The sequence below is a fragment of the Ensifer sp. LC163 genome (assembly GCF_001695855.1).
In the GTDB taxonomy this organism is placed as follows: Bacteria; Pseudomonadota; Alphaproteobacteria; order Rhizobiales; family Rhizobiaceae; genus Ensifer.
Window position 1 is genome coordinate 70,673 of record NZ_MBSS01000012.1, and the last position, 14,973, is coordinate 85,645.

Below are 14,973 nucleotides of genomic sequence, written 5' to 3' on the forward strand. Positions count from 1 at the left end.
GATACTCTATTCCCTCGCGCTCATTCCGCCGCAGCTTTGAAGTTGTTGCGTGCCAAAGCCGAGCATTCGGCCATGACGGCGGATGCGCGCGCTATCGGGTTCGTCAAATAGAAGTCTTTGACCGGAGACGCAAACACGGATTTGCCCATCTCACCGGCTTTTTGAGCAAGTGCGGCAATTTCGTCGCCACTGCCGACGGCAATCGCGTCGACATCGGCGAAATGCGGATGCGCGGCATAGAGCCTCGAGCGCAATTCGCCAAGCGAATCATAGGGCAGCTTCTTGCCGAGAACGTCGGAAAGCGCACGGATGATCGCCCAGTCTTCGCGGGCGTCGCCCGGAGCGAAGCCGGCGCGGTTGCCGATCTGCACGCGGCCTTCGGTGTTGACCCAGGTGCCGGACTTTTCGGTGTAGGTGGCGGCCGGCAGGATGACGTCGGCTGCGTGTGCACCGTTGTCGCCATGCGAACCGATGTAGACGGTAAAGCCGGACTTGCGGCCGGCAAGATCGATCTCGTCTGCGCCGAGCAGGAAGAGAACGTCGGAGGCCGAAACCATTTCGGCAGCCGTCTTGCCATTCTTGCCCGGGACGAAGCCGAGGTCGAGACCACCGACGCGGGACGCCGCGGTGTGCAGAACGGCAAAGCCGTTCCAGTCCGCGGTCACCGCACCGACTGCGCCTGCGAGCTTGGCAGCGGCAGCGAGAACGGCAGCCCCCCCCCCCCCTGCGACGGCGCCCTGGCCGATGATGATCATCGGACGCTGCGCCTTCTTCAGGGTCGCTGCGAACTTACCCTTGCCGGACACGAGTTCGGCCAGCGTGTCGGTGCCCGCACCGAGATACTCGAATTCGTAGCGCAACTCACCCTGCTCGCCGATGACGGCGATCGGGAAATTGCCCATCCGGTAACGCTTGCGGATGCGTGCGTTGAGAACGGATGCTTCGAGGCGCGGGTTCGAGCCGATGATCAACAGCGCGTCGGCGCTTTCGATGCCCTGAATGGTCGGGTTGAAGATGTAGCTGGCGCGGCCGAGCGACGGATCGAGCGCTGCACCATCCTGGCGGCAGTCGATGTTTTCCGAACCGAGCGAAGCAAGCAGTTCCTTCAGCGCGTACATTTCTTCGACGGAAGCAAGGTCGCCGGCGATGGCGCCGATCTTGTCACCGGAGGTCGCCGCAACGGCAGCCTTGATCGCCTGGAATGCCTCGCCCCAGCTTGCTGCCTGCAGACGGCCATCCTTCTTGACATAAGGACGGTCAAGACGCTGGGTCTTCAGACCATCCCAGATGAAGCGGCTCTTGTCGGAAATCCACTCTTCGTTGATGTCCTCGTTGACGCGCGGCATAATGCGCATCACTTCGCGGCCGCGGGTATCGACGCGGATGGCCGAACCGAGCGCGTCCATCACGTCGACGGATTCGGTCTTGTTCAGTTCCCACGGACGCGCCGTAAAGGCGAACGGCTTCGAAGTCAGCGCACCGACCGGGCAAAGGTCAACGACGTTGCCCTGAAGCTCGGAGGTCATCGCCTGTTCGAGATAGGTGGTGATCTCGGCATCTTCGCCGCGGCCGATAAGGCCGAGCTCGGCAATGCCGGCGACTTCCGTGGTGAAACGAACGCAGCGCGTGCAGTGGATGCAGCGGTTCATCACTGTCTTGACCAACGGGCCGATATACTTGTCTTCGACGGCGCGCTTGTTTTCCTGGTAGCGCGAACTGTCGATGCCGAAGGCCATCGCCTGGTCCTGCAGGTCGCATTCGCCACCCTGGTCGCAGATCGGGCAATCGAGCGGATGGTTGATCAGCAGGAATTCCATGACGCCTTCGCGCGCCTTCTTGACCATCGGCGTGGTCGTGAAGACTTCGGGCGTTTCGCCGTTCGGGCCGGGGCGAAGATCGCGCACGCCCATGGCGCAGGAGGCGGCGGGCTTGGGTGGCCCTCCCTTCACCTCGATCAGACACATGCGGCAGTTACCGGCGACCGACAGCCGCTCATGGAAACAGAAGCGCGGAACCTCGGCGCCGGCTTCTTCGCACGCCTGAAGCAGCGTGAAATGATCCGGGACCTCGATCTCTTTTCCGTCGACTTTCAGCTTTGCCATCTTCGTACTCAATCCTGTCTTCCATCCGTCCACCTTCAGGCGACGGACAATTCCAACACAGCCATGCTGCTTGCCGGTGGCAACCTCTGCCGGTCACCGCCTCTTATTCTTTTGCGCCTTTCAGCGCCTTTGCCTGCTTTACCCAGTCGTCGCGCAAGATACGTCCGCCAAAGCCCAGCTCGTCGTCGAAACGGGTGATGTCGGCGTCACTCCATGCGGCGATATCAGCGAACCGGCGAACGCCCTTGCCGTTCAGAACCTGCTCGAGCTTCGGGCCGATGCCGGAAATCCGCTTGAGGTCGTCGGCGGCACGGGCCTTGGCCTTTGAAGCCGCCGGCGCCTTGACGGGCTCTGCCAGTTTCTTCTCAGCCTTCGGCTTCGATACCGTGCTCTTCATCGCGACAACGGGCTTCACCGTCTCCGGCAGTCTTGCTTCCGCCTGAACCGGAGCAGCCTTGGCCGGAACGACCTCAGCCGGAACGCCTGCCTGCGTCTGGCCAGCCAAGGCCGAGCCCTTCTGCAACGCTTCGACGGCGCCCTGCATCGCGCCGAGCATGACGCCGGCGATATGGCTCGACAGACCGAAGCCAAGCGCCGTCGCCGCCGCAACGGCTCCTGCCGGATGCGCCATCAGCGGATGCAACGGCACCTGCGGCATGCTCTTCATCCATTCGGCCATGCCGAACGGATCGGCCGGGTCGCCGCCAAACGGACGCGCGGACGAAATGCCGCTCTCGGCCTCTCCCCTCACCTGTCCATTCTTGTCTGCGCCGGCCATGGCCCGTTACTCCGCCGCTTCCAGCACCGCGCCGTGCGACGTCGCGTTGCGGGTATATTCGTCGATGCGCTTCTCGATCTCGGGACGGAAATTGCGGATCAGGCCCTGGATCGGCCAGGCGGCCGCATCACCCAGAGCACAGATCGTGTGACCTTCGATCTGCTTGGTAACGTCGAACAGCATGTCAATCTCGCGCTTCTGGGCGCGGCCCTGCACCATGCGTTCCATCACGCGCCACATCCAGCCGGTGCCTTCGCGGCACGGCGTGCACTGGCCGCAGCTCTCGTGCTTGAAGAAAGCCGAGATGCGGGCGATTGCCTTGATGATGTCGGTGGAGCGGTCCATGACGATGGCAGCAGCGGTGCCGAAGGACGACTTGACTTCGCGAAGTCCGTCGAAATCCATCGGGCAGTCGATGATGTCTTCGGCCTTGACCACCGGGCACGATGCACCGCCGGGGATGACGGCGAGCAGGTTGTCCCAGCCGCCGCGAATGCCGCCGGCATGCTTGTCGACGAGTTCGCGGAAGGTGATGCCCATCGCTTCTTCGACCGTGCACGGCTTGTTGACGTGGCCGGACAGCATGAACAGCTTGGTGCCGACATTGTTCGGGCGGCCGATCGACGAGAACCAGCCTGCGCCGCGGCGCAGGATCGTCGGGGCAACGGCGATCGACTCGACATTGTTGACGGTCGTCGGGCAGCCGTAGAGACCCATGTTCGCCGGGAACGGCGGCTTCAGGCGCGGCTGGCCCTTCTTGCCCTCAAGGCTTTCGAGCAGCGCGGTTTCTTCGCCGCAGATGTAGGCGCCGGCGCCGTGATGGACGAAAATGTCCATGTCCCAGCCGAGCTTGTTGTTCTTGCCGAGCAGGCCGGCGTCGTAGCATTCGTCGATCGCAGCCTGCAGCGCTTCGCGCTCGCGGATATATTCGCCGCGCACGTAGATATAGGCGGTGTGCGCACCCATGGCGAAGCTGGCGATGACGCAACCTTCGATCAGCGTATGCGGATCGTGACGCATGATGTCACGGTCCTTGCAGGTGCCCGGTTCGGATTCGTCGGCGTTGACGACCAGATAGTGCGGGCGCCCGTCGCTTTCCTTCGGCATGAAGGACCACTTGAGACCGGTCGGGAAGCCTGCGCCACCACGGCCACGAAGACCCGAAGCCTTCATCTCGTTGACGATCCAGTCGCGACCCTTTTCAAGGATCTGTTTGGTGCCATCCCAATGGCCGCGGCTCATCGCGCCCTTGAGAGACTTGTCCTTAAGGCCGTAGATATTGGTAAAGATGCGATCTTCATCTCTGAGCATGGTTCACCTCTTTACCGCGGCTTCTTGCCGAAAACTTTGATGTATTCGGCTTCGCCACCCTTGGCGAGCGCCTTGGCCTGCTTGACCCAATCGTCACGTTCGATCCGGCCCTTGAAATTGAGATAGCCGTCGACCCATTCGCGCTCGGCCTTCTTCCACGACGCGACTTGCGCGAACGTGTAGATGCCGAGTTCGTGCAGCGTGCCCTCGATCTTCGGGCCGACACCGGAGATCAGCTTGAGGTCGTCGACAGCAGCCGGCTTGGCGATGCCTGCCGGGCGGTTCTTGTCTTCGAGCGAAGGCTTGCCGGAAACGTCGGCCGCCTTGGCGGGCTTCGACTTGTCGGCGGTGTCGCCTTCGATCTTGGCGTTTGCGGCATTCGACGGCGGAACGCTGACGGTCGGCGCATCGCTGACCTTCTTCGCGCTCGCGGGAGCCTTCTTCGCCAGTGCGTCCGGCGTTGTCAGCGTGGTCGGGCCACCTTCCGGCGCCGAGAAGACGCGATCGATCTGCGGGCCGGTGGCGACTTCTGCGCCCTTGCCTGCATCGAAGCGGTCGATGATCTGCTCGAGCTGCTCGGGCGTCAGATCTTCATAGGTGTCCTTGAAGATCATGACCATCGGCGCGTTCACGCAGGCGCCCTGACATTCCACTTCTTCCCAGGAAAGCGTGCCGCTCTCGTTGAGGGTGAAGGGGTCGTGGGCGATCTTGCTCTTGCAGACCCGGATCAGGTCTTCAGCGCCACGCAGCATGCACGGCGTCGTGCCGCAGACTTGAACGTGGGCGCGCGTTCCGACCGGCTTCAGCTGGAACTGGGTATAGAAGGTCGCGACTTCGAGCACGCGGATATAGGCCATGCCGAGCATGTCGGCGATCGACTCGATCGCGGCCTTCGTTACCCAGCCGTCCTGCTCCTGCGCCCGCATCAACAGCGGAATGACCGCGGACTGCTCGCGGCCTTTCGGATACTTCTGGATTGTCTTTTGTGCCCAAGCGGCGTTTTCGCGATTGAACGCGAATGCGGCCGGCTGGACATTGTCTTCGGCTAGTCGACGAACAGACATTCTTCACGACACCTTATCAGTTAATCGACCCACACCGCGATTTCGTCACCGAAACGAATTCGCAGGCATAGGCTGACTGGTCTTTTTGTAAAAATACGATGTAGCGCGTGCCGTTGGCCACGGCCGCCTTGATCTCGTAGCCCTTGGCCACGAGATCGGCCATCGAGCCCCCACGCATCGCGGCGGACGACGCTTCGCTGTTGACGGAATCCTGGGCGGACGCCGTCGCTGCGAGCGTAAGAAATCCTGCCATAGCCAGGGGCGCGAAACGCATCAGCGATCCACCTCACCGAACACGATATCGATGGAGCCCAGCACGGCCGAAACGTCGGCAAGCTGGTGTCCGCGACAGAGGAAGTCCATCGCCTGCAGATGCGCGTAGCCCGGGGCACGGATCTTGCAACGATAGGGCTTGTTGCTACCGTCGGAGACGAGATAGACGCCGAATTCGCCCTTGGGCGCTTCGACGGCTGCATAAACCTCGCCGGCCGGCACGTGGTAGCCTTCGGTGTAGAGCTTGAAGTGGTGGATCAGCGCTTCCATCGAGCGCTTCATCTCGCCGCGCTTCGGCGGAACGATCTTGCCGTCCATCGACGAGACCGGGCCGACCTTGGCATCGCCGAGCAGACGGTTCACGCATTGGCGCATGATCTTGGCCGACTGGCGCATTTCGATCATGCGGATGAGATAGCGATCGAAGCAGTCGCCGTTCTTGCCGATCGGAATGTCGAATTCCATGTCCGAATAGCATTCGTAGGGCTGCGCACGACGCAGGTCCCAGGCAGCGCCGGAACCGCGAACCATCACGCCCGAAAAGCCCCAGGCCCAGGCATCTTCCAGCTTGACGACGCCGATGTCGACGTTGCGCTGCTTGAAGATGCGGTTGCCGGTCAGAAGCTCGTCGATATCGTCGACGGTCTTCAGGAACGGGTCGATCCACTTGCCGATGTCCTCGACCAGTTCGTGCGGCAGATCCTGATGCACGCCGCCGGGACGGAAATAGGCCGAGTGCATGCGCGCGCCGCAGGCACGCTCATAGAACACCATCAGCTTTTCGCGCTCTTCGAAGCCCCAGAGCGGCGGCGTCAGCGCGCCGACGTCCATGGCCTGCGTCGTCACGTTCAGCAGATGCGACAGGATACGGCCGATCTCCGAATAGAGAACGCGGATCAGCTGGCCGCGGATCGGAACTTCGGTTCCGGTCAGCTTTTCCACGGCAAGCGCAAAAGCATGCTCCTGGTTCATCGGCGCGACATAGTCGAGCCGATCGAAATAGGGAATTGCCTGCAGATAGGTCTTGGTTTCGATCAGCTTTTCGGTGCCGCGATGCAGCAGACCGATATGCGGGTCGACGCGCTCGACGATTTCGCCATCAAGCTCGAGCACCAGACGAAGAACGCCGTGCGCTGCCGGATGCTGCGGGCCAAAGTTGATGTTGAAATTGCGGACGTTATGTTCGGTCATACCGATTGCTCCAGGCCGGACGGCGCCCTCAAAGGGTCGCCGCGGGCCGACTTAGTCTCACCGTGCTTTCGCCTTCTCGTCGCCGGGCAGGACGTATTCCGTCCCTTCCCACGGGGAGAGGAAGTCGAAGTTACGGAATTCCTGCTTCAGTTCGACAGGCTCATAGACGACGCGCTTGGCTTCGTCATCATAGCGAACCTCGACAAACCCGGTAACCGGGAAGTCCTTGCGCAGCGGATGCCCTTCGAAACCGTAGTCCGTCAGGATGCGACGCAGGTCCGGGTGGCCGGTAAACAGAATGCCATACATGTCGTAGGCTTCGCGCTCGAACCAGTCGGCGCCGGGAAAGACGCTGGTGGCCGACGGCACGGGCTCGCCCTCGCCGGTCGCCACCTTGATGCGCACGCGCAGGTTCTGGCGTGGCGACAGCAAGTGATAGACGACGTCGAAACGATCCGGCCGCTGGGGCCAATCGACACCGCAGACATCGACGAAGTTGATGAAGGCGCACTGCACGTCGTCGCGCAGGAACGTCAGCAATTCGATCAGGTTTGCAGCCGTCGTCGTCAGCGTCAGTTCGCCGTATTTGATGGCGGCATCCGAAATCAGCTGGCTGCGCGTCTCGCGCAGATAGGAGGCAAGCTCGTTCAGGGCTTCAGTCATGTTAAGAACCCCCTACCCTTAGCGTTCGATCGTGCCGGTCCGGCGGATCTTCTTCTGCAGCAGAAGCACGCCGTAAAGCAGCGCTTCTGCTGTGGGAGGACAGCCTGGCACATAGATATCAACGGGCACGACACGGTCGCAGCCACGCACGACGGAATAGGAATAGTGATAATAGCCGCCGCCATTGGCGCACGAACCCATCGAGATCACGTAACGCGGCTCCGGCATCTGGTCGTAGACCTTGCGGAGCGCGGGCGCCATCTTGTTGGTCAAGGTGCCGGCAACGATCATCACGTCGGACTGGCGCGGCGAAGCGCGCGGCGCGAAGCCGAAGCGCTCGGCGTCGTAACGCGGCATCGACATCTGCATCATCTCGACAGCGCAGCAGGCAAGACCGAAGGTCATCCACATCAGCGAACCGGTGCGCGCCCAGTTGATGAGCTCATCGGTCGACGTGACCAGAAAACCCTTGTCGGCGAGCTCATTGTTGATCTCGCCGAAGAATGCATCATTGCTGCCGATCGGCTTGCCGGTCGAGGGATCGATGATCCCCTTCGACTTGGGCGCAACGAGCGTGGTGCCGGATGCTAGTTCCATTCCAGCGCTCCCTTCTTCCATTCATAGACAAAGCCGATCGTCAGCACACCAAGGAAGACCATCATGGACCAGAATCCGAACCAGCCCAGCTGGTGGAACGAAACGGCCCATGGGAAGAGGAATGCGACTTCCAGGTCGAAGATGATGAAAAGGATCGACACAAGATAGAAACGAATGTCGAACTTCATGCGCGCATCGTCGAACGCATTGAAACCGCATTCGTAGGCCGACAGCTTTTCCGAATCGGGCGCCTTGAACGCGACAGCGAAGGGAGCAATCAAAAGTGCCAGGCCGATCACAAGTGCGATTCCAATGAAAATCGCGATCGGAACGTAGGAACCGAGAAGTTCAGTCATTGTTATCCGTCCCTGCCTGCGGGAGGGCGCCCGGGGAGCGCCAAAACAACAAATCTCGCAGGCCGAAAAATATGTTGCAACGCCAGAGTGGTTAGCGCAGCCCGCGCCTGCGCGCAAGCCTTCGAGGGCCATTTAAACCGGTTCGCGACACAGGATTGGACGGCATGCCGCGGCAAAGCGCTGATTTGCAGGCATGGGGAGACTTTACCGTAAAAGCGAAGCCCGGAGGGCAGATTGCCGCACTGCAAAAGACGCTATCTGCAGTCATGCTATCTCGGAGGGATATAGCGGTAAATGGCGCGAGTGACGGGGCTCGAACCCGCGACCTCCGGCGTGACAGGCCGGCACTCTAACCGACTGAGCTACACCCGCGCATATGACCACTAGGGTCAGTATTACCACCATCGGCGCTTCGTGAGAATGCCTAGGTCTAACCATATCAAGAATGGCGCGAGTGACGGGGCTCGAACCCGCGACCTCCGGCGTGACAGGCCGGCACTCTAACCGACTGAGCTACACCCGCATCATCTTGAAGTGGCTGGAGCGTTTCCGCCCCGGCACCGAGCGGGCTTGCCCGTTCGATGAGCGGCTAACTAAGCGGTTCGCATTTGGGTGTCAAGCGTGTTTGGAGACAAATCCATGACGGAGCCAATTTTGATCCACAGGCAATGTCAAAGCCGGCTTCTCCCTCCCCCATTACTAGGAAGCCCCTGCCCTTTGCGCAGCGGCGATCGCCGGTCTGGGGGAAGACAACGCACAGATAATGGGCCCGGCCGACAGAATCGGATCAGCGTTGCCGCGACCCCCGTCACCCTTTTCCCCAAGTGCCGCTCTCCGCTTTTTTTCCACAATGGGAAAACCCGACAACTCCTGCACTTCTGTCGGCTCACGCAAAAAAAATCAAAAAAACGACGGAAATGCTCTTGCGGTTTTTTTCGGTTACGCCTAGATCACGGCCACCGACGCGGCGGACACATCCGGTCCGAACGCTGAAGGGCGATTAGCTCAGTTGGTAGAGCGCCTCGTTTACACCGAGGATGTCGGGAGTTCGAGTCTCTCATCGCCCACCATTTTCTTCCCTAGAATTATCGGTGCCTACCCCTGCAGCAACGCTTGCTCCCGCACGTTCGCTTCCAAACGATGGCCAGCCAAAATTCGGCGTTCCATGTCATCAGCAAATCAAAACATCGAACCGTCAGCACCGTGGCCCGAGGCAAACTTGCATCTGGGCGCCCGATAATCGAGCGTGTAACCGCCTTCCGCGTGGTGCAGCCGAACCTGTTGAAAGTGGATCCTTACTCCCGTAGCGCGCTGCGAACACGCGCCGGAAGACCGATTCGTCGTCCGATCGCCAAACTGCGGTCGATGCGCATGAAAATCGTCTAGGCGCCGCGATACTGTTCGTCGGTGACATGCTCCAGCCAGTCGACCGCCTTGCCGTCGAGCGCTTCCTGAATGGCGAGGTGAACCATGGCAGTATCCGGCGCGGCGCCGTGCCAATGTTTTTCGCCAGGCGGAAACCAGACGACGTCTCCTGTGCTTATCTCACGCACCGGGCCGCCCCAGACCTGCGCCAGGCCCCGGCCTGATGTCACTACCAGCGTCTGCCCAAGCGGATGCGTGTGCCATGCTGTCCGCGCGCCGGGCTCGAAAGTCACGTTCACGGCGCGCACACGGGCCGGCTCTGCCGCCTCGATGACGGGATCCTGCCTGACCGTGCCGGTAAAGTACTCGGCCGGGGGTCGTGTCGACGCCCGCGTTCCGCTGGGTATGATTTCCATCTGCCGAGCCTCCCGGTTCCCGTTGCAATAATTCGCCAGCCGAATGCCGACCGCGCAGCCGCATCATAGTCTGTGGATAGTCACTTCCGGACACGCCGTTCGGGCAATATCGCACAGGTGCCCATGGTGCGTCAGGTAGATCACCTGCCCGACGCGGGCCATATCCGCCATCAGCTCGAAGGCGCGACCGGCGCGACCGTCGTCAAACGTCTCCATGATATCGTCGGCGATGAAGGGCAAGGTTTCCCGCGCCGCAGCAACCTCGTGATAGCCCGCGATCCTGAGCGACAGATAGAGCTGGAAGCGCGTCCCCTTGGAAAGATCGCGCGCCAGCTTGGAGCCACCTGCCGCGGCGTTGGCAATCAGGAACTCCTGACCCTTGTCGGCCTGCGCCGACAGGCTGGAATATTCTCCGCCGCTGATGCGGCTGAAAGTCTCCGATGCGCGCCGCATCATGGCACTGCGATGGCGCTCGCGAAAAAGCCGGAGCGCCTGCTCGGCGGCGATGACGCCGGCCTTCAGCTTGAGATAGCCGAGCGCCTTGGCCTCGATCTCCAGAAGCAGCGTGCGGCGGCGCTGGTCGAGCGCTGCAACGGTGTCGTCGCCGGCGATATTGGCGAGTGCTGCTTCCTTCGTCCGCACATCCGCATGCAATTCGCTGACATCGCGGTCGCTCTCTTCAAGGAGCGCCTCGACGCGAGCCAGCTCCAGCCGCACCGTTTCGTCATCAAGCGTAGCCAGCAACGCCTCGGCGTCTTCGCTGCCGGCGACACCGAGGCGGGACGCGAGATCAGCCTCCGATTCGGCGATGCGCTGGCGCAGCCGCTCCTGTTCGCGGGCAGCGTCGAGCCGCAACCCCGCTTCGTCCAATGTCTCGCAGTTGAAGAAATCGAGCACGAGACGTTTGCGAGCGGTGTGGAGATCCTGCTCGGCAGCGATGGTGCGTTTCTCCTCTTCAACGCGGAGAAGTTCCGCCAACAGCGCCGCGCGCCGATCCTCTTGTTTCTCCGCGTCGGCGACACGCGCCCTCATGGCCGCAAAGGTCGCAAGCGTGTCTTCGATGCCCGGCATACCAGCAAGGTCTGCGACCGCCGTCTCAAAGGCCACCTGGTCCTTGCGCATGCCGGCGACGCGGTGATCGAGATCGGCCTTGCGCTGGACCAACTTGTCGAGATCCTGCAAGACCGCGAGCATGGGAGCGACCCGATCCGGCAGAGGCCGCTCCTGCCTGTCGGCAAGCCAGGTGGCTGAGAGCGGATCGTCCCATTGCTCCTGCCAGGAGGACAAGGCGTCCTCGGCTTGCGCCAAGGTCGACTGCCGCTGCTCCAGCATGTCGCCGGCTCGCCGGACCGCCTCGCGCGCAGCCTTGCCGGCAGAGAAAGCCGCCTGCGCCTGCGCGACAGCATTTTCGGCAAACGCCAGCAGATCATCAAGCCGCTTGGGCAAACGCTCGATCACACCGATCTCGGCAAGCGATTCCTTGAGAACATCGCGCGCGTCGTTCTCGTCTGCCTGGGCGCGGGCGAGATCCAGCCGCGTAGAGCGCTGTTGTTCACGAATATCGAGCGCCACAAGCCGCGCTGCAAGCCAGGCCTCCAGTTCCGGCAATTGCGTAACGTTAGGTAATCCACAGACTGCGGCGGCCGTCGTGACCGCTTTTGCCAATGGGGACGATTCCTCGGCGAGGGAGAGCCGCTGTTTCCGAAGTGCGTCAAGGCGGGCCCGGCGCTCGGCGATCGACAAAGCGAGCGACCGCATATCCGCGACCTTTGCCGCCTCGGCAAGCCGCAACGCCGCCGCATCGTCGTCCCGATTCAGTGCGTCTTCAAAGAGCGCCGCAGTCGTCGTGTCCAACCGAGCCCTGTGTTGCTCCCAGGCGTGCTGCCGGTGCTGGCGAAGCTCAGCGGATGCCCTGTCGTCAATGGCGCCGCCCGAGGCAACCAGGGCGGCCAGACGCGCCTCCTCGCCGGCCAGTTGCTCGGTCTCGCTGGCGACACGATCGGCAAGGCGCAGACGCTTTTCGTCCTGTGTTGCAAAATCACGACGCCAGGTCTCGATCGTGCCGGCAGCGGGCACCGGCAGGCCAAGCAGATCATCGGCACTGCCGGAATAGGGCTTCAAAGCCTCCAGCTTGCAGGCCAGCTCCGCATCCAGGCGCTCGAGCGATTGTCTGGCGGCCCGCAGGCGCAGCCCACAATCGTCCTGCCGCAGGCGTCGCAGCCGCTCGGCAAGCGCACCCGAATCGACACACGGACCGCCTTCGGCCTTTAGCCGCGCCAACTCGCTGGCCGCCTCCTGCTCCGCACGTTTTGCCCCATCTGCCTCCTGTCGGGCCGATGCCGCACGCTCCTGCAGCGCGGAATGTTGCCGAGAGAGTTCCTGCAGCCGGGCGTTCGTGGCCGTCGGCAACAGCAGCGATGCCGGATCCCGGTCGCCGGGCTCGCCGAGCCTGATAAGGCAGGCGGCAATCTCCGTTTTCGTCCGCGACAGTTCCTCGATCCGTGCAGGCATATCGCGCGCCGCCGTGACATAGCGCGCATCGAGCGCCACCTCCTGCAGCGCGTTCAAACGCTCCATCAGAATGAGTGCCGCCTCGTCACGCGGCAGGTCCTCAAGCTCCTCCTGCCGACGCCGGGTTTCGTCATCGAGCTGACGAAGCTTCGTTGCGATCTCGACGTCACGCCGACGCAGTGCCGGCAATTCCGTTGCCCACTCGGCAGGAGCAAGCGGCAAGGTAGGCGTCCTGGCCAGATCGGCGCGCAAGCCACAAAGGCGACGGAAGAGCGGCAAGGCATCGATCTGTGCCTTTAGCCGATCACGCTCCACCCGCAGCTCGACACGCCGAGCCATGGCCGCGTCGTGGCGCTCGCGGGCGGCAAACAGCGTCTTGCGCAGCGACGCATATTCGCGAGCATTGACGTCCAACCCGTTGCGCTCGACTTTCAGCGCGTCGAGTTCGGCCTTCAGCTCCGAAAGCTGATGCTTGCGTGCCTGGGGCCGGTAGAAGGCATCCGCCTCGGCGCGCAGGGTAGACAGGATCGCGGCACTGTCCGGCAGACCCGAACTTGCGGAGAAGAGCAGCGAGCCGAGTTCGCCTTCGCTTTTGAGGATCGCCTCTCCTCCCTGCTCGATACTGTCATCGTCGAGCGAGAACATCATGCGATAGGTCGCGCGGTCGATCGAGCCGAGCGAGGCGGAAAACAGATTGTCCGGTAGTGGCTGGTCGTCGGCGCCCACCAGCGTATTGGTCTTGCGTTTTATCCGGAAGGCCTGGTGGGTGCGGCCGGCGGCCTCGATCGTGCCGCCGACCCGCATGGTCTGGTATGGGTGCAGAAAACCGTACGAGCTGTAGTGCTCGATGCCGAAGAGCAGGTCGAGGAAGCCGGAAAACAGCGTCGACTTGCCGGCCTCGTTCGGACCGTAGACGATATGCAGGTCGGGCCTGCCCGCTGTCGCCGGGCCGAAGTCGAGGCGGCGCTCGGTAAACTTGCCGTACCGCACCAGGTCGAGTTCGCGCAGCCGCATCAGCGTGAACCCTCGCCCGCACCGCCATGGAGATGTGCGAGCACCTCTGCCGCGCCGGAAACGCCGGCGTCGAACGCCAGCCTTTCGACCGCCACTTCATCCGGCGCCAGAGCCTGGCGCAGGTCCGGCGGCAACTGCTGCAACAACTCCTCGACGGCGGCGCGCACTTCCTGACGAAAACCATGAGCCGGCAGGACATCGCTGCCGACAAGGGCCGCCAATTCGTCGACCGGATCGGCGATAGCCGTCCCGGTCTCGGCATCCGGACTGCGGCAATCCTGCTCAATTTTCTCAACCCAGCAGCCACCGATGCCGGCAGCGACATTGTCGATCTCCGCCTGGAGCAGGTCGGCATCGCGGCGCAGGCGCCAGGCAAGCGGCGTCGCACCGGTCAAGGTCAGACGGAGAATTACGTTGTCGGCAGCGGTCGTCTCGCGAGACTGCAGGAAGGCGTTCCTGACCGCATCAAGCATATCACCCCAGTCCGAAACATCGGTGAGATCAAGGTTCATTCTCTCGAAGGTGGCAAGCCCGATCGCCCGTTCCTCGATCGACAAACGCCCCTCGTCGGTGACCGTCACCAGCGTCACGCCCTTGGTGCCGGCTTCGTTGATATCGCGCCCCTGCGGCATGCCCGGCATGACGACGAAGGGCTCACTGGCGTGCACCTGGCGCTGATGAACGTGGCCGAGCGCCCAATAGTCGAACCCGTGCGCCTGGAGATCCGCCACGCTGCAGGGCGCATAGAGGTCATGGCCGGCAGCGCCGGCAAGGCTCGTATGCAGCATGCCGATATTGATCGCGTCGGCGGCCGGCGGCTGAAACGACGGCAGCAGGCTTTCCGGTGCATGGGGGCTCGCAAAGCTCATGCCATGAACAAGGACGCCGCGGCCGCTCTCCAGCGTCTTTGCCAGAACGGCCTTGCTGCGGCCCTTGAAGACATGCACCGACGGCGGCAGCGTCAGCTCGTTCGTCACCTGCGATTGGGCATCGTGATTGCCGCGGATGATGAAGACACGGATACCGGCCTCGTCGAGCCGGCGCAGCTCGCCCGCGAGAAACAGCGCGGTATTCATCGAGGTCTGGCTGCCATCATAAAGGTCGCCAGCGACCAGCAGGGCATCGACCTCTTCGGCAAGGCAGAGGTCTACGATCCTGGCAAGCGCTTGCCTCGTTGCGCCGCGCACGATTTCGGCGAGATCGGCATTTCTAAGCGCAAGGCTGCGCAGCGGCGAATCAAGATGAAGGTCGGCGGTGTGAACGAAGCGGAAGGGCATGGCCGACCATGGCCCGCGAAAGCAGCACCCGTCAATGCGCCGGACACCGTCATCC

The 14,973-nt window shown here is 62.5% G+C and carries 12 protein-coding genes and 3 tRNA genes; 1 reads left to right on the forward strand and 14 read right to left on the reverse strand.

The annotated features are described in order from the left end of the window. Window positions 1-20: 20 nt before the first annotated feature. The 11 genes from nuoG to BC360_RS10275 all read right to left on the reverse strand — a co-directional run bounded on the left by nuoG (window position 21) and on the right by BC360_RS10275 (window position 8,858). The gene (gene nuoG, locus BC360_RS10225; RefSeq protein WP_065795138.1) at window positions 21-2,102 is read right to left on the reverse strand and encodes an NADH-quinone oxidoreductase subunit NuoG; all 2,082 of its coding nucleotides are present in this window, start codon (window positions 2,100-2,102) and stop codon (window positions 21-23) included. A gap of 103 nt (window positions 2,103-2,205) precedes the next feature. Beyond that, entirely contained in the window at window positions 2,206-2,880 is a 675-nt protein-coding gene (locus BC360_RS10230) for an NADH:ubiquinone oxidoreductase (protein ID WP_065795139.1), read from the reverse strand. A 6-nt stretch (window positions 2,881-2,886) separates the two neighbouring features. Further along, window positions 2,887-4,191: an NADH-quinone oxidoreductase subunit NuoF gene (nuoF, locus tag BC360_RS10235; RefSeq protein ID WP_053247043.1), complete on the reverse strand. Its 1,305-nt coding sequence runs from the start codon at window positions 4,189-4,191 to the stop codon at window positions 2,887-2,889. An 11-nt stretch (window positions 4,192-4,202) separates the two neighbouring features. Next, a complete protein-coding gene (gene nuoE, locus BC360_RS10240) occupies window positions 4,203-5,255 on the reverse strand; it encodes an NADH-quinone oxidoreductase subunit NuoE (protein ID WP_065787136.1) in 1,053 nt (350 codons plus the stop codon). Window positions 5,256-5,271: 16 nt separating this feature from the next. After that, window positions 5,272-5,529 carry a hypothetical protein gene (locus tag BC360_RS10245; RefSeq protein WP_065787137.1) on the reverse strand — a complete coding sequence of 86 codons (258 nt, stop codon included), beginning with the start codon at window positions 5,527-5,529 and terminating at the stop codon, window positions 5,272-5,274. Further along, the gene (locus tag BC360_RS10250; RefSeq protein WP_065787138.1) at window positions 5,529-6,719 is read right to left on the reverse strand and encodes an NADH-quinone oxidoreductase subunit D; all 1,191 of its coding nucleotides are present in this window, start codon (window positions 6,717-6,719) and stop codon (window positions 5,529-5,531) included. The genes BC360_RS10245 and BC360_RS10250 overlap by 1 nt, the downstream gene beginning before the upstream one ends. Window positions 6,720-6,776: 57 nt before the next feature. After that, on the reverse strand, window positions 6,777-7,382 hold the full coding sequence (locus tag BC360_RS10255; protein WP_065787139.1) for an NADH-quinone oxidoreductase subunit C: 606 nt from the start codon (window positions 7,380-7,382) through the stop codon (window positions 6,777-6,779). Window positions 7,383-7,400: 18 nt separating this feature from the next. Continuing rightward, entirely contained in the window at window positions 7,401-7,979 is a 579-nt protein-coding gene (locus BC360_RS10260; protein WP_065787140.1) for a NuoB/complex I 20 kDa subunit family protein, read from the reverse strand. Continuing rightward, complete coding sequence (locus tag BC360_RS10265; RefSeq protein ID WP_065787141.1) at window positions 7,970-8,335, reverse strand: NADH-quinone oxidoreductase subunit A; 366 nt, start codon at window positions 8,333-8,335, stop codon at window positions 7,970-7,972. Before BC360_RS10265 ends, BC360_RS10260 begins: the two co-directional genes overlap by 10 nt. Window positions 8,336-8,630: 295 nt before the next feature. Then, window positions 8,631-8,707: transfer RNA gene (locus BC360_RS10270), tRNA-Asp, on the reverse strand. A 74-nt stretch (window positions 8,708-8,781) separates the two neighbouring features. After that, window positions 8,782-8,858 (reverse strand) — tRNA-Asp (locus BC360_RS10275). A 471-nt stretch (window positions 8,859-9,329) separates the two neighbouring features. Here BC360_RS10275 and BC360_RS10280 point away from each other — a divergent pair. Continuing rightward, window positions 9,330-9,405 (forward strand) — tRNA-Val (locus BC360_RS10280). 312 nt (window positions 9,406-9,717) lie between these two features. On the opposite strand, the gene BC360_RS10285 is transcribed toward BC360_RS10280, so the two are convergent. The 3 genes from BC360_RS10285 to BC360_RS10295 form a co-directional block, all read right to left on the reverse strand. Next, window positions 9,718-10,116 (reverse strand): cupin domain-containing protein, encoded by a 399-nt coding sequence (locus BC360_RS10285; RefSeq protein ID WP_065787142.1) that lies wholly within the window; start codon window positions 10,114-10,116, stop codon window positions 9,718-9,720. A gap of 63 nt (window positions 10,117-10,179) precedes the next feature. Beyond that, window positions 10,180-13,641, reverse strand: coding sequence for an ATP-binding protein (locus BC360_RS10290; RefSeq protein WP_065795140.1), 3,462 nt, complete (start codon window positions 13,639-13,641; stop codon window positions 10,180-10,182). Beyond that, window positions 13,641-14,918, reverse strand: a complete 1,278-nt coding sequence (locus BC360_RS10295; protein WP_065795141.1) for a metallophosphoesterase family protein — start codon at window positions 14,916-14,918, stop codon at window positions 13,641-13,643. Before BC360_RS10295 ends, BC360_RS10290 begins: the two co-directional genes overlap by 1 nt. Between the last annotated feature and the right edge of the window lie 55 nt (window positions 14,919-14,973).

Coding starts and splice junctions, on each gene's coding strand:
- BC360_RS10245 (WP_065787137.1), bottom strand. CDS start 5,529: ATGCGTTTCGCGCCCCTGGCTATGGCAGGATTTCTTACGCTCGCAGCG.
- BC360_RS10265 (WP_065787141.1), bottom strand. CDS start 8,335: ATGACTGAACTTCTCGGTTCCTACGTTCCGATCGCGATTTTCATTGGA.
- nuoE (WP_065787136.1), bottom strand. CDS start 5,255: ATGTCTGTTCGTCGACTAGCCGAAGACAATGTCCAGCCGGCCGCATTC.
- nuoF (WP_053247043.1), bottom strand. CDS start 4,191: ATGCTCAGAGATGAAGATCGCATCTTTACCAATATCTACGGCCTTAAG.
- BC360_RS10250 (WP_065787138.1), bottom strand. CDS start 6,719: ATGACCGAACATAACGTCCGCAATTTCAACATCAACTTTGGCCCGCAG.
- nuoG (WP_065795138.1), bottom strand. CDS start 2,102: ATGGCAAAGCTGAAAGTCGACGGAAAAGAGATCGAGGTCCCGGATCAT.
- BC360_RS10295 (WP_065795141.1), bottom strand. CDS start 14,918: ATGCCCTTCCGCTTCGTTCACACCGCCGACCTTCATCTTGATTCGCCG.
- BC360_RS10260 (WP_065787140.1), bottom strand. CDS start 7,979: ATGGAACTAGCATCCGGCACCACGCTCGTTGCGCCCAAGTCGAAGGGG.
- BC360_RS10285 (WP_065787142.1), bottom strand. CDS start 10,116: ATGGAAATCATACCCAGCGGAACGCGGGCGTCGACACGACCCCCGGCC.
- BC360_RS10255 (WP_065787139.1), bottom strand. CDS start 7,382: ATGACTGAAGCCCTGAACGAGCTTGCCTCCTATCTGCGCGAGACGCGC.
- BC360_RS10290 (WP_065795140.1), bottom strand. CDS start 13,641: ATGCGGCTGCGCGAACTCGACCTGGTGCGGTACGGCAAGTTTACCGAG.
- BC360_RS10230 (WP_065795139.1), bottom strand. CDS start 2,880: ATGGCCGGCGCAGACAAGAATGGACAGGTGAGGGGAGAGGCCGAGAGC.